Origin of the sequence: Aliiglaciecola lipolytica E3, from assembly GCF_000314975.1 — a bacterium.
In the GTDB taxonomy this organism is placed as follows: Bacteria; Pseudomonadota; Gammaproteobacteria; order Enterobacterales; family Alteromonadaceae; genus Aliiglaciecola; species Aliiglaciecola lipolytica.
Window position 1 is genome coordinate 40,078 of the sequence record NZ_BAEN01000030.1, and the last position, 15,362, is coordinate 55,439.

At 42.9% G+C, this 15,362-nt stretch carries 10 protein-coding genes; 7 read left to right on the forward strand and 3 right to left on the reverse strand.

Going from position 1 to position 15,362, the window contains the following annotated elements:
• The first annotated feature begins 44 nt into the window (after positions 1-44).
• The 5 genes from GLIP_RS06585 (at position 45) to GLIP_RS06605 (ending at position 7,579) form a co-directional block, all read left to right on the forward strand.
• The gene (locus GLIP_RS06585; RefSeq protein WP_008843819.1) at positions 45-1,763 is read left to right on the forward strand and encodes an FAD-binding protein; all 1,719 of its coding nucleotides are present in this window, start codon (positions 45-47) and stop codon (positions 1,761-1,763) included.
• Between the two features lie 8 nt (positions 1,764-1,771).
• Positions 1,772-3,379 (forward strand): FadD3 family acyl-CoA ligase, encoded by a 1,608-nt coding sequence (locus GLIP_RS06590; RefSeq protein WP_008843820.1) that lies wholly within the window; start codon positions 1,772-1,774, stop codon positions 3,377-3,379.
• Positions 3,380-3,420: 41 nt separating this feature from the next.
• Complete coding sequence (locus GLIP_RS06595) at positions 3,421-4,578, forward strand: acyl-CoA dehydrogenase family protein (RefSeq protein WP_008843821.1); 1,158 nt, start codon at positions 3,421-3,423, stop codon at positions 4,576-4,578.
• Between the two features lie 83 nt (positions 4,579-4,661).
• Positions 4,662-5,864 carry an acyl-CoA dehydrogenase family protein gene (locus GLIP_RS06600; protein WP_008843822.1) on the forward strand — a complete coding sequence of 401 codons (1,203 nt, stop codon included), beginning with the start codon at positions 4,662-4,664 and terminating at the stop codon, positions 5,862-5,864.
• Positions 5,861-7,579, forward strand: a complete 1,719-nt coding sequence (locus tag GLIP_RS06605; protein ID WP_008843823.1) for an FAD-binding protein — start codon at positions 5,861-5,863, stop codon at positions 7,577-7,579. Before GLIP_RS06600 ends, GLIP_RS06605 begins: the two co-directional genes overlap by 4 nt.
• Positions 7,580-7,655: 76 nt before the next feature.
• Here GLIP_RS06605 and GLIP_RS06610 read toward each other — a convergent pair whose 3' ends face one another.
• The 3 genes from GLIP_RS06610 to GLIP_RS06620 all read right to left on the reverse strand — a co-directional run bounded on the left by GLIP_RS06610 (position 7,656) and on the right by GLIP_RS06620 (position 10,983).
• Positions 7,656-8,453 (reverse strand): SDR family oxidoreductase, encoded by a 798-nt coding sequence (locus GLIP_RS06610; protein ID WP_008843824.1) that lies wholly within the window; start codon positions 8,451-8,453, stop codon positions 7,656-7,658.
• An 11-nt stretch (positions 8,454-8,464) separates the two neighbouring features.
• The gene (locus tag GLIP_RS06615) at positions 8,465-9,670 is read right to left on the reverse strand and encodes an acetyl-CoA C-acyltransferase (protein ID WP_008843825.1); all 1,206 of its coding nucleotides are present in this window, start codon (positions 9,668-9,670) and stop codon (positions 8,465-8,467) included.
• 116 nt (positions 9,671-9,786) lie between these two features.
• Positions 9,787-10,983 (reverse strand): acyl-CoA dehydrogenase family protein, encoded by a 1,197-nt coding sequence (locus tag GLIP_RS06620; protein ID WP_008843826.1) that lies wholly within the window; start codon positions 10,981-10,983, stop codon positions 9,787-9,789.
• A 455-nt stretch (positions 10,984-11,438) separates the two neighbouring features.
• On the opposite strand from GLIP_RS06620, the gene GLIP_RS06625 reads away from it, so the two are divergent.
• Positions 11,439-12,941, forward strand: coding sequence for a class I adenylate-forming enzyme family protein (locus GLIP_RS06625; protein ID WP_008843827.1), 1,503 nt, complete (start codon positions 11,439-11,441; stop codon positions 12,939-12,941).
• Between the two features lie 208 nt (positions 12,942-13,149).
• A complete protein-coding gene (locus GLIP_RS06630; RefSeq protein ID WP_008843828.1) occupies positions 13,150-14,799 on the forward strand; it encodes an electron transfer flavoprotein-ubiquinone oxidoreductase in 1,650 nt (549 codons plus the stop codon).
• Positions 14,800-15,362 lie beyond the last annotated feature (563 nt).

Here is a 15,362-nt window from a genome sequence, read left to right on the forward strand (position 1 = left end):
GTCCTCAAAGCATCAAAATATTGTGCACGGATAGGAGAAAGTTGATGTCCGCAGATAGTAATGAAAATCAATATGACGTGATAGTTGTAGGGTCGGGAGCCGGCGCTATGACCTCAGCAATTTTTGCAGCCGATCAAGGTAATTCAGTCCTTATTGTTGAAAAAAGCGATAAGTATGGCGGCACTTCAGCTATTTCCGGTGGCGGGATATGGATACCCAACAACGATGAATTTAAAGCCATTGGTGGAAATGACAGTTATGAGTCTGCGTTAACGTATATTAAAGCCGCCAGCCAAGGCAGTGTTGCCGAATCTCGTATTCGTGCTTATTTGGACAATGCTCCTAAGATGCTGCGCGAACTGCATGCAAACACGCGAGTTAAATTTGCAGTGGCTGATAAATATCCTGATTACTATCCAACCCTAGAGGGAGCCTTGCACGGCGGTCGCACCATGGATCCTGAATTGTTTAATACCACAGGATTAGGAGAGGAAATAGAACATCAACAGCCTGCTTCAGGTAATACGCTATTGATGGGCAAAATGGCGTGGACAGCTAGACACGCGCACAAAGCGGTCGCTAAAGAGCGTGGCTGGATGTTAATGATTATTGGATTAATATTGCGATACAAGCTTGATTTTAGGCAACGCAGAAAAACAAAGAGGGATCGTCGAGCGGGTTTGGGTGCAAGTTTGGTCGCGGCTTTGCGTCACTCACTTATCGACCGCAATATTCCGCTTTGGCGTAACACCGAGTTTACTGACTTTGTTATTACCAATGATCGAGTAAGTGGTATTAAGGTAACAAAAGAGGGAAAGTCGATTACGCTTAATGCTCGCTATGGCGTGGTAATGGGTAGCGGTGGCTTTGAGCAAAATCAAAGTTTACGCGAAAAGTATTTACCCGAACCATCACAACAAATGTGGTCTGCTACCCCCAAAGGCGGCAATACTGGCGCTGCGTTAGAAGCTGGACAAAAACTGGGCGCAGCCACAGATTTGCTCGATTGGTGTTGGTGGACCCCAACGATAAAAGTACCTAAGGAACCGAGTTCTCGAGGTTTATTTGCAGAACGTTCTTTCCCTGGCGCCATTGTTGTAGACGGGGAAGGTAAACGCTTTTTCAACGAAGCCGCACCCTATCTAGAATTTGGTGATGCCATGTATAAGAACCACCAAAAAATGGGTAATTCTGTGCCTGCATGGGTCGTATTTGATGCACGATTTAGACATGAATACGCAATGGGACCTTTAATGCCAGGTAAGATAATGCCCGACAGCCGAGCATCTAAATCATGGCTTGAAACGGTTTATTGGAAAGCCGACACGCTAGAAGAACTAGCGCAAAAAATTAAGGTTGATGCGTCAGGTTTAGCCAAAACAGTAGAAACGATGAATCATTATGCGCAAACCGGTGTAGATGAAGAATTTGACCGTGGTGGTAATGTATTTGACCGATATTATGGCGATCCTAATGTCAAACCTAACCCTTGTTTAGCTCCTATAACTAAGGGTCCTTATTACGCCATGATGATTAATCCTGGTGACATTGGCACAAAAGGTGGCTTACTCACTAATGATTCTGCGCAAGTAGTTAAGCCTTCAGGTGAGCCAATTGAGGGCTTATATGCCATTGGCAACGCATCATCTTCGGTTATGGGAACAAGCTATCCTGGAGCAGGCTCTACCATTGGACCCGCGATGACTTTTGGTTATGTGGCTGCTAATCACATTACTGCCAATAGAGCGAGCAAAGCGGAGTAATTAAAGAAATGTCTACCAGTCAACATGCCAGTTTGCTTTTTAATTCAGATACACAAATAGATAGTGTGCCCAGACTCGTTTTTGCTGCGGCAGCAAAGTACGAAAATTTAACGGCGATAGAAGATGGTAATACGCACATTAGCTACAAAGAATTACCTACCGCTTGTTTAACAGTGTCGCGTGCACTTATCTCCCGCGGTATACAACCCGGTGACAGAATTGCAATATGGGGTAGCAATTCAGCTCGTTGGGTGCTAGCGGCAATTGGATTGCAAATGGCTGGTGCTGTGTTAGTGCCCATTAATACTAGAATGAAAGCGATTGAAGCTGCAGATATTATCAAGCGCAGTGGTGCAAAGCTTGTCTTTAGTGTGGGCGATTTTTTACACAAGGATTACCCTGCTGAATTAGCAAAATTATTTGAGCCCTCACAACTCAGTATTGTAACGCTAACCGAGCGTAAGGGCGACGCTTTGCAATCGTGTTCAGACTGGTCTGACTTTACGGCAAGTGCGCAGCACGTTAGCGAAGACCTAGCACTTAAACTAGCAACATCGATAGATGGTGAGCAATTGTCTGATCTTATGTTTACCTCGGGTACAACCGGTAAACCCAAAGGTGTGATGAGCCGTCATGGTGCAATGATCCGCGCATTTACCGTTTTCATTAACACCTTGGGCATTGTTCCGGGTGACCGCTATTTGATTGTAAATCCGTTTTTTCATTCATTTGGATATAAAGCAGGTTGGGTGGCATGTTTACTTGCAGGTGCCACAATATTGCCACAAGCTGTTTTCGACGCTGATGAGGTGTTTTCTCGTATTAGTGACGATAAAATCACTGTTTTACCTGGCCCCCCTACACTTTACTTATCGCTACTAGCGCACCCTAGTTTAGAAACTGCAGATTTAAGTAGTTTGCGTGTCGCCGTAACCGGTGCGTCCACTATCCCACCTATTTTAATTGAGCAGATGCGAAATCAATTAGGCTTTGATGTAGTAACCACCGCCTATGGTTTAACTGAGTGTGGCGGTCTTGCAAGTATTTGCGCTATAGATACCGACGTTGAGACAATTGCCAATACCAGCGGTTGTGCTATTGAAGGTACCGAAATTGCGATTATCTCAGCGCAGGGTGAGTTTCTTGAACATGGCAAAACAGGTGAAATTTGTATTCGTGGCTTTCATGTGATGAAAGGCTATTTTGAACAAGCTCAAGCAACCGCCGAAGCCATCGACAGTGATGGATGGTTGCATACGGGCGATGTGGGGCATTTAGATGAAAATGGGTATTTGAGCATCACCGACCGACTCAAAGATATGTATATATCGGGCGGCTTCAATTGTTATCCCGCTGAAATTGAAGCAGTACTAGTTGAAAATCCTGCTATCGCGCAATCTGCAGTTGTAGGCATAAAAGATGAGCGCATGGGAGAAGTAGGTTGTGCATTTATCACCTTAAAACATAATCACAATATAGATGAAGCTAGTCTGATTGCTTGGTGCAAAGATCGAATGGCAAATTACCGAGTGCCTAGAAAAGTGAGAATTATCGATGCTATGCCATTAAATGCATCCAACAAAATTGTTAAAGCCGAATTAATTAAGCTTGTCTAATTTACTTTCTACTTAACCCTCATCAAATAAGGGATCGTGATTTGGAATTTTCATTTACTGATGAACAAAAGATGATTCAAGATACTGCTCAAAGCTTTTTAGCAGAGCTGTCTACATCAAATGCAATACGCAGCGCAATGAATACCGAACAAGGTTTTGATAATGACACTTGGCAAAAGATTTGTTCACAAATGTACTGGCAAGCCACGCATATTCCAGAAGAATATGGAGGTATGGGTTTAGGCTATGTTGAGCTAGCTATAATGTTGGAAAAAATGGGGCAACATTTACTTTGTTCTCCCTTTCTTTCTACCGTCTGCTTCGGCGCAAATGCGCTAATAGTTGCTGGCTCTGAAGAGCAAAAGCAACAATATTTGAGTCAAATTTGTGAGTATGGTTTAACAGCAACTTTAGCTTATACAAGCAGCAACGGAATCTGGGATGCAGAGGCCGTACAGGCCGTTGTTAAGCCTCAAGGCGATGGGTACTTATTAAGTGGCACCTACCGTTACGTGCTTGATGGTCATACAGCAGATACGCTAATTGTCGCCGCCCGCAGCGAAAAAACGCAGGGTGATGATGGCATTAGTCTATTTATTGTTGAAGCGAATACATCAGGCATAAAGCGCACTTGGTTACCCACAATGGATCAAACTCGTAAGCAAGCTGAAATAGTCTTTAATGAGGTTGAGCTTAAGGCCACTGCGCTAATGGGAGAGTACCAAAGAGCTTGGCCAGCTTTAAAACAAATAATTGATTTAGCGACTATAGCAATTGCCGCAGAGCAAGTAGGAGGCGCGCAAAAAGTGCTAGATCTTAGCGTAGAGTATACTAAAGAAAGAGTGCAATTTGGTCGTTCTGTTGCGAGCTTCCAAGCAGTAAAGCATCAAGCCGCTGACATGATGATGCGCACAGAAGTGGCCAGATCTGCCATTTATTATGCGGCATGTGTGGCGCAAGAAGTACTGAGCAATTGTGTATCGTTGTCTGAACTAAGCGAAGCGGCTAGCGTGGCAAAGGCTTATTGTTCTGATAGTTATTTTAAAAACGCGGGCGACGCTATTCAACTGCATGGAGGCGTTGGCTTTACTTGGGAATATGATGTTCACTTATATTTTAAGCGTGCAAAATCTTCGGAAGTACTTCTAGGTAATAGTGCTTTTCATCGCGAACGCGTCGCAAAACTTTTATTAGACTGAGCTGTTTGTTTAATCGGCCAGCGACTGGGTAACGAGTGTCTGGATAATTATTAAATGAGTACGAGTAATTAGAGTGTACACAAATGAAACTTAGTTTTAGTTCTGAAGATGAAAAGTTCCGTGCTGAGATCGCGCAATGGTTATCGGATAACTTAGTCGGGGAGTTTGAGCAACTCAAATTTCGTGGTGGACCGGGCGACGAGCATATGTTTCCTGAAGAACGTAAAAAATGGGAGCAAAAGCTTGCCCAAGGAGGATGGACTTGCGTAGGTTGGCCGACGGAATATGGTGGCCGCGGATGCTCCATTGAACAACAAGTTATCTTTAATGAAGAGTATGCACGTGCAGGCGCCCCAGGAAGAATGGGCCATATTGGTGAAGGCTTAACTGGCCCGACACTGATTGCGTTTGGAAGCGAGGAGCAAAAACAAAAATATCTGCCGGGGATCATAGCAGGCAATGACTTGTGGTGTCAGGGATACTCGGAGCCAGGAGCGGGTTCTGATTTGGCCAACGTAAGCACTAAAGCTCATTTTGATCAAGAAAAAGGCAAATGGATTATCACGGGTCAAAAAGTGTGGACTTCATTAGCGCACGAATCTGACTATATTTTTGTGCTTGCTCGAACCGATCCCGACTCAAAAGCGCATAAAGGTTTAGGTTTCTTTTTGGTAAAGATGGACCAACCGAATATAGACGTTCGCGGAATTAAGCAAATCACTGGAACATGTGAGTTTAACGAAGTGTTTTTTGACGAAGCGCAATGCGATGCTCAGGATATTGTCGGTGAACCCGGCAATGGTTGGGCAATAGCGATGGGACTGTTAGGTTTTGAAAGAGGCGTTTCTACCCTTGGTCAGCAAATGCAGTTTCAAAATGAATTAAACCAAATTATTACCGCAGCGAAAGCGAATGGTAGTCATCAAGATCCTGTTATTAGACAACGCATTGCAGACGCCCATATTGGTTTAAAAATAATGCGTTATAACAGCATGCGAATGCTTTCTGGTGGCGGCAATAACGGCGAATTAAGGCAAGAAGCCCTAATTTACAAACTATTTTGGGCAAGCTGGCATCGTGATTTAGGTGAGCTAGCGATGGATGTATTAAAAGCCGAAGCGGAAATATTGGAGTCGGCCCCATATAACCTTACGCGCATGCAGTCGATGTATTTGTTTGTTCGCTCAGACACCATTTATGGTGGCACCAATGAAATTCAGCGAAATATTATTGCCGAACGCGGTTTAGGTATGCCAAAAGAACAAAGGCTTATAAAAAACTCATGACAGAAACGACATTACCAGAGCACTGGTTTTCAAACGTTGAGCAAGCACTCATTATTAGTAACGAAGACGATATCACATGGGATGTTGATACCGACTTAGTAGTAGTGGGATATGGCGCTGCTGGCTCATCTGCTGCTCTTGAAGCAAGCGAGAATGGCTTAAAGGTAACCGTACTTGAGCGTTTTGCCGGTGGTGGAGCCACAGTGATGAGCGGTGGTGTAGTTTATGCGGGCGGTGGTACAAGTGTGCAGCAGTCTGTTGGTGAGATTGATTCTCCACAAGCTATGTTCGATTACTTAAAGTTAGAAGTTCAAGATGTTGTGAGTGATGAAACACTCATGCGATTTTGTGAGCAAAGTGCAAGCAATATAGAGTGGCTGATGAGCCATGGCGTTAAGTTTTCGGGCCCTGTATATAAGCAAAAAACGTCTTATCCAAATGTAAAATATTTTTTATACCATTCAGATAATTCACTGTTATCTAACTATCGGGGTATGCAGGCTCCGGCAGCTAGAGGACATAGAGGCGTAATTAAAAATGGTAATTCTGCGGTTAATCTAGGTGGTGCTCTGTTTTGGCCCATGCGTGAGTCAGCTAAAAAGCTCGGCGTATCAGTTGAAACACAAACTGAAGCTCGGCAACTAGTTGTTGATAAGCAAGGGCGCGTGCTTGGCTTAAAAGCGCTTCAGTTAGTTAATGGTAGCGATGCAGAAAAAAGGCATCAACGCTATAGTGCATGGGCAAATTACGCAGCTAAGTACTTTCCTAATATGCTGCCTGGTGGTAAGTCTATGCGCCGATTGGCAAAGCACTTTCGCACTAAGGTCAAACAGATTGAAGAGACAGAACGAGAAATCAAATTTTATCGCGCGCGCTCGGGCGTTGTGTTGAGTGCTGGCGGATTTATTTTTAATCGGAAAATGGTGAAACATTACTGCCCAAAATATTTAAAAGGCTTACCTTTGGGCACGCATGCTGATGACGGCAGCGGGATTCGTTTAGGTGAAACCGCAGGTGGAGCGACTAAGCTCATGCAAAATGCTACCGCATGGCGTTTTATTAATCCGCCGCAAGCTTGGTCTAGAGGTATGATAGTCAACCAGCAAGGTGCAAGGTTTGTAAATGAATCAAGCTATGGCGCTACTATTGGAGAGGCGATGGTAGAGCGAAATAATGGCAAGGCCTGGCTAATTTTAGATTCGAAATTGGTCAAACAAGCATGGAGAGAAATAGCGCCCGGAAAGGTGTTGCCTTTTCAGCAAATGCTTGCGGCTTTAAATCACATTGTAGTAAAAAAGAAATTTAAAACTGTCAACGCTTTATGTGAGCATTATAAATTTGATGAGCCGACCCTCACAAAAAGCATTCAACAGTATGGTCAAATTGCCGATGGGGGTGTAATTGATGAGTTTGGTAAATCTTCTACTGATGCCAGCGTTTTAAATCCGCCTTTTCATGTTATAGATATCTCGTTAGCACAGTCATTGTTGCCATGCACAGTGTTAACTATGGGAGGCCTAGACGTCAATGAAAAAACGGGGGAGGTAGTAGATAAGAATAAACAATCGATTAAAGGTTTGTATGCTGCGGGCCGAACAGCCGTTGGTATTCCCTCAAATTTATATATGAGTGGCCTGTCTTTAGCAGATTGTATTTTTTCAGGTCGCAGAGCCGCCAACCATGCAGCTACAGAGCGCCTGAGTAGCTCAAATTAGTGTGTTTTGACAGACGATTATGGATTTAGAATCTAAGGGCTTAAACAACATCTGCGTTGTTTAAGCCAGTATAGAATTAAAACGAACTACGAGGCATTTCCATCGGAGTTTTGATTACCCCACCATTCACTCCATAAATCTCACCGGTAACATAACTCGCGGCTGGTGATGCTAAAAATAATGCGCAGGCTGCCACATCTTCAGGCTGACCTAATCTGTCCATAGGTGTCTGCTTGAGCATGGCCTTTTCCAAATCTTCATTCATCACACCTGCCAATGCGTCGGTTAGGGTAGAGCCAACACTAATCGCGTTGACTCGCACTTTTGGTGCGAAGTCTTGCGCTAAATTCATCGTCATAAAGTTCATTGCTGCTTTACCAACACCGTAACTCATAAAGCCAGGCTGAGGTAAGTGGCCTGCTACCGATGATATATTGACTATCGCGCCTGTACCCGACGTTTGTACCATATGGGGGGCACATAGACGTGACATAGAAAATGCAGTCGCGGTGTTGAACTTAAAACAGGCTTCAAATTCTTCAGTGCTAGTCATTAGCGTTGGCTTAATGTCACCAGACCCGCCAACATTGTTGACCAAGATATCTAGGCGACCAAATTCGTTAAGAGTTTGTTCTACTAATGAAGCACACTGCGCTTCATCCATTACATCACATACTACTAATAAAGCGCGCTTTCCACGTTTACGAATTTCTGCTGCGGTATCTTCTAATTGAGATTGAGTGCGCGCAGTCACGACAACATCCGCGCCGGCATCGGCAAAGGCGATTGCGATAGCTGCACCAATACCGCGACCTGAGCCGGTGACGATGGCCACTTTGTTATCTAAACGAAATCTATCTAATATATTGGTCATGTATTATTTCCCTATAAACACACTTCAAATAATCCAGCTGCGCCCATACCGCCGCCTACACACATGCTTATTACCACATATTTTACTTTTCGGCGCTTGCCTTCAATTAATGCATGACCAACCATGCGTGATCCACTCATTCCAAACGGATGACCAATCGATATTGCTCCGCCATTCACATTCAGTTTGTCGTTATCAATATTTAAGTAATCGCGTGAATAAATGAGCTGGCATGCAAACGCTTCGTTAATTTCCCATAATCCAATGTCGCCGATTGTCAGACCGTGTTTCTTTAACAACTTAGGAATGGCATAGATGGGACCAATTCCCATTTCGTCTGGATCACAACCCGCCACTACCATGCCGCGAAAAATGCCCATTGGAGCCAGGCCTTTTTGAATAGCTAAGTCTTTCTCCATAACAACACAAGCAGAGGCACCATCCGATAACTGGCTCGCATTGCCAGCGGTTATAAATTCTCCTTGTTTAATTACTCGACCATCTTTCCAAACTGGCTCTAGGCTTTGTAGGCTTTCAAGGGTAGTGGAAGGGCGGTTACCTTCATCTTTTAATAGCTTTACGTCTTCGTAAGTGATTTCTTTAGTCTCTCTATTAAATACGGACTTTGTTGATGGCATTGGCACGATTTCATTATCAAATAAACCGTTTTCTTGCGCTGCCGCGATGCGCTGCTGAGACTGCAAGCTATATTCGTCTTGTGCTAAGCGAGAAATATTGTAACGTTTTGCGACGACTTCTGCTGTTTCAATCATTTGCATATAAGCATGCTCAGATTTTGACAACACAGTCTTTGATACATTGCGATAAGTATTTTTATGCTTATTTTGCACCATTGAGATTGACTCAACACCGCCCGCCACCACGGTATCCATCGCGCCGACCATAATATTATTCGCAGCAAACCCAATACTCATTAGTCCTGATGAACATTGACGGTCTAGCGTCATGCCGGGGACACTATTGGGTAAACCTGCAGCTGTAGCGGTTAACCGACCCAAGTTATAACTCTGGGTTCCTTGCTGCGCTGCGCACCCAATAATAACATCATCAACTTCTGCGCCATCTATACCGGCTCTTTTGACAGCTTGTTTCACTGCATGACCCGATAATGCTGGTGCTTCGGTGTCGTTAAATGCTCCGCGAAATGCCTTGCCCATTGGTGTGCGGGCGGTGGAAACGATTACTGCTTCACGCATAATTAATCCTTAAATTTATTAATGAGCACTCTAATTAGAGTGGTAGGTAGAACTTGATTGCGAGACAACTATTAAAACGGCGCCATGTTGGCGCCGTATTGTTGTGTTTATCCTGGTTAAACGAAAGCGTCTGCATTGGGGAGTCCCAGCATAACCGCGCCATGACTACGAGCATATGTGTCTGTATTATTGGCTATGTGACCACGTGCAACATGTAAGTCGCGGAACGTACGTTCTATCGGGTTAGACTTAAACACACCACCCGCAGCGCAGGCTCGCATAATCTCGTTTACTGCTTCAGCGCATTGCTTTGGTACTTGCGCTGCTTGAGCTCGCTGCAATAAACGTTCTTCAACGGGCATTCTTTCTCCGCTTTTAGCAAAATCTACAATGCGTTGAAAATTGCGTAATAAAACAAGCTTAAGTTGGTCAGTTGTCATCATTGCTTCAGATACCGCTAATTGGGAATTAACATCTTCGGCAGTTTTCGAACCATGTTTACCAACAAATGTAGCACAACGGTCCCTGAACATTTTTACAGCACCTTCAGTCGCACCGATACATCCAGTCGAAACCGCTCGTTGGAATACTTGCGTGAATGGAATTTTGTAGAGCCATCCTGGATTAGTTTGACGGCCTAAACAGCCTTCATCGCTGTGGTCATTAGTTCGATGCGTACGATATTCAGGTACAAAAGCGTCTTCCACGTGTATATCATGGCTGCCAGTAGCTCTAAGTCCTAGCACATCAAAGTTATCAACGATCTCAAAATCTTCTTTTGGCAGTAAAAATGTACAATGCTCTAAGTCGCCTGAACCGTCTTTTTTGGGTAATAAGCCTCCAAGCAATATCCAATCACAATAGATAGACCCGCTACTCCAGCTCCAATGTCCGCTGAATTTATATCCCCCTTCTACGGGCTCTGCTTTACCGGTTGGCATGTAAGTTGAAGCCGTTAATACCTTGTGGTCATCTCCCCACACATCCTGTTGTGCCTGCTCAGGAAACAATGGGAGCTGCCAGTTATGAACACCAACCACGCCATAAACCCAAGAGGTTGCCATGCAACCTTTTGCTAACTCCATTTGCACCAAATAAAATACTCTAGGATCCATTTCGTATCCACCCCAACGTTTGGGTTGCAATACTTGGAACAATCCAGCATCTTGCATATCTTGTATTGTTTCTGGTGGAATGATACCGGCGTCTTCGGCGGCGCGCGCGCGCTCTGCAAGTTTAGGAGCAAGTTCGCGTGCGCGGTTTATTACTTCAATTGCCTCAGGGGTCAAATAGTCATCTTTTACGGTTAGCATGGTCTTATCTCCGAATTGCTTGGCTGACAGGGTCAGTGATTTTATAAAAGGTAATAACCTTTCGTTTTCATTATGTTTACATCCAGAGCATAAGCGTTCATCGTCCAATCAGACTAAAATTAAATCGGCTGATTTTTGTGCAGCTTTTTACTAGTAAACTGGTACCTATTGTCGAGATGTAGCGCCGTCTAGGGACAGTAATTACCTCAAATTTATGAATGACGTATTTAACTAATTGTATGTAATTTAAAGTTTACGATACTGGGTTACGAAGTTATCAATCGTGCTTTTAATCTTAATAATCAATTCGTCTTTCTAAAGTAAGTTTTAAAGAGATAAGTGTAATCACACTGCACTCACTAACACTAGTTGTTTTGAGGGATGCTATACAAACGTTTTTTAAGTCACACTAACAAACCTTATCGCACGTATATAACAAAGGCAGTAAAGCTTCGATGAAGACCATACACGACATCTTGTATACTCAAGCTAAATTAAATCCCACAAACATAGCGCTGTATTGGCAAAGTGCCTCTATTAGTTTCCTTACGCTTAGCCGTAGAGTTCAGAAATTATGTGTAGCTTTATCTGCAATTGGTAAACAGGGTAGCCGCATTGCAGTGCTGGCGTGGAACTGTCCACAATTTATAGAGCTGATATATGCTGCGTCAGCAAGTGGTCGTGTTTTAGTACCCATCAATGCTAGATTGGCACCCGCGGAGATCGAGTATCAACTAAGACTCAGTGGAGCCATCGCGATTTTTGGTGATAAGATATTATTATCAAAGCTACCTTCTGAATCTACCGATGAGATAGATGTCATTAGTTTTCAGAATGAATATGAGTCGTGGTTAATTAACTCGGACACAAAAGCCCCCTGTATCAAAATTAATGAACATGACATGGTTTGGATACTTTTCACTTCCGGGTCAACAGGAAAGCCAAAGGGCGCAGAGTTAACGCATTCATCTTTTCTAAATGCATTAAAAACGGCTTCAATTGCAAGGCCTGTGAAGCAAACTGACCGATATTTGTTTCCTTTTCCACTGTTTCATGTGGCTGCCCATAATGTTCTGTTGCAGCATCAATATGGCGCGGCTGTAGTACTAATGAAATCATTTAATGCAACGGATGCATTGTGTGCCATTCGTCAATTACAAGTTACTACCTTGTCACTTGCACCCACAATGATAGCAATGCTGCTTGAACAAGCTGATTTTCAATTTGATGATTTAGAACATGTGCGAAGCATTGGGTACGGCGCTTCAGCTATGCCAGCAACGCTATTACAGACATTATTGAGCAACACAAATGTTGGTCTGTGCCAAGGTTATGGTATGACGGAATTATCGGGAAACGTTGTTTTTTTAAGTGAAACAGACCATAGGTTAGCAGTTACCTCAAAACCTCAACTACTCACTTCAATTGGAAAACCAGCGGGTGAAGTGCAAGTGATGATTGTAAATGAACGCAATGTGCCTTGTTCGTTCGGAGAAGTTGGTGAAATTATTATAAAGGCCAAGCAATGCATGCGCGGATACTACAAAAACCTGATGCTTAGTCAACAGGCTATCGTTAATGACTATTTATATACGGGTGACCTAGGTTACATTGATAAAGATGGCTACCTTTATATGGTTGATCGCAAAAAAGACATGATTGTAAGTGGTGGTGAAAATATAGCGTCTAAAGAGGTTGAGGAGGTTCTGCGAGGTCACTCTAAGATTATAGAGTGTGCTGTAATTGGTTTACCCGATGCCAAATGGGGAGAAAAAGCATGTGCTGTTGTTGTTTCAAGTGAGCCAGTAACTGATAAGGAATTATCGAGTTATTGTAAGCAAAAAATTGCATCTTATAAGACGCCTAAAAAATGGTTTCGTCTAGTTCGTCTTCCAATTAATTCTACAGGAAAGATTGATAAAAAAGCACTAAGGGAAATGTTCTGCAATCGAGCCTGAAATCCGTATATTAAAATTAATATTAATCAAAAAATGATAGTGATAATAACCTCTGGATTTTATCCAATAACAAGCTAATAAGGCTATCGTGTGGCTAAGCTTGTTTTATAGTCCAAAAGCATCATGGAATGCCCTGTGGTTGATGTTGTAATAACGCTACGATAAAAGATTTAGCAGTACACCGAAAGTGTGAAGAGGATTACTAATAATGGAACGTGAACAAATGGTCTTCGACGTGCTTATTGTAGGCGCTGGCCCTTCTGGTCTTGCATGTGCAATAAAACTAGCGCAATTAAGTAATGCCAAACAACTTGATTTATCGATTTGTGTCATAGAGAAAGGTTCTGAGGTGGGTGCGCATATATTGTCGGGTGCCGTTTTTGAACCTAGCGCGCTAAATGAACTCTTACCGCAATGGCAATCAATGGACTCGCCAATCACTACACAAGTAAAGGAAGACTTTATTTATCTGTGTAGAAATGAGTTAAGCGCAATCAAAATTCCTAACCTTTTTGTCCCCAAGACGATGATGAATCATGGAAATTATATTGTCAGCATGGGAAATGTTTGTCGCTGGCTGGCAGAACAAGCTGAAGGTTTAGGCGTCGAAATATTTCCGGGTTTTGCCGCGGCAAGCGCCATTATTGAAGAAGGTGTGGTTAGAGGTGTTGTTACGGGTGATATGGGGCTTGATGAAAATAATCAGGCTAAAGACTCTTACATGCCTGGTATGGAACTTCGCGCAAAACAAACCATTTTTGCGGAAGGTTGCAGAGGGCATATAGGTAAGCAATTAATTTCACGATTTAAGTTAGATGAGGGCGTAGATCCTCAGCACTATGCTATTGGATTCAAAGAAGTATGGGATATTCCTCCTGAGCAGCATAACCTAGGCAGGGTAGTACACGGTGCAGGCTGGCCGTTATCTGATGCTACCGGTGGGAGTTACATGTATCATGCCGATAATAACCAGATTTATATTGGTCTCATTGTTGACTTAAATTATAAAAACCCTCATTTAAATCCATTTGCTGAGTTTCAAAAGATGAAACATCACCCCATATTCGCAAGTGTTTTAGAGGGAGGTAGCCGCGTATCTTATGGAGCGAGAGCTATAGCAAAGGGTGGCCTTCATTCACTACCAAAAACAACTATGCCAGGCGCAATGCTTGTGGGATGTGATGTAGGAACGTTAAATGGGGCAAAAATAAAGGGCAATCATACCGCTATGAAAAGTGGCATGCTAGCCGCTGAACATGTCATTGAATCAATATTAAATAAAACTGATGCAGATCATGAATACTCGTCAGAGAACTTCGATAAAAAACTCCAAGCGTCTTGGCTATATAAAGAGCTAAAGTCTGCAAGAAATTTTTCTGCAGCAATTCATAAGTGGGGCAATACCTTAGGTGGAGCCTTTAATACAATTGATCAAAATATTTTTTCAGGTTCACTACCGTTAGACTTGCATGAGCCTCAAGCTGACTATAAAGCGTTACAACTAGCAAAAGATGCTTATAAAATTGAATATCCAAGACCTGACAATAAACTTAGTTTCGACCGTTTGAGCTCGGTATTTTTAAGTAATACCAACCACGAAGAAGATCAACCAAGTCATTTGGTACTAGCCTCTAAATCGATACCGATCACTCGACATCTAGCTGATTACGATGAACCTGCTCAACGATATTGCCCGGCAGGCGTGTATGAGATAATGGAGGATGATAATGGGCCGTTTTTGCAAGTAAACTCACAAAATTGTATTCACTGCAAAACTTGTGACATCAAAGATCCGTCTCAAAATATTACTTGGGTTACACCTGAGGGCGGGGGCGGGCCTAACTATCCGAATATGTAAGTAGTAGAACAATTCAGCAAACTGCTTAGCGTTTGTCAGTGATAGGTATCACTACTTTATTCGGTTTGCCTCGCCTTAAACGCTTACTAGATATGCACTGCTAGCTTAAAAGTATGAAGTATCCTAGGCTTTTGTATGTGTAATCTGCGATATTGTCTTTTTTCTTCCTAATACTCACCTGCATTATAAGCGATGAAAAAGCCAAGAAATGGTTAATTAGTCGCAACCCCACCATCCTACTTAACACCAACACCAACACCAACACCGCAACTAAAGCTAGCACTATTGCGAGTAAACTAGTCCACGAGGACGATTTGTAAAACTTCAAACCACGGCAACATTCGTTAAAATGTTTTCTATTAAATAAATAGTCGGAAGTTATAAATTTGCACTGCAATGTATTTATCTTTGAGAACAACAAGCTGGCATAAAATAAAAATAATAAACGCTAGGTAATAGCTAAAACTAAACGACAGAAAATGGACTAAGGCGAAAATCGTCGCTTTAGCAAGAAAGTTTATTCAAAACAAACGATGTTATTACGCCATCGTTTATGAAAGGAA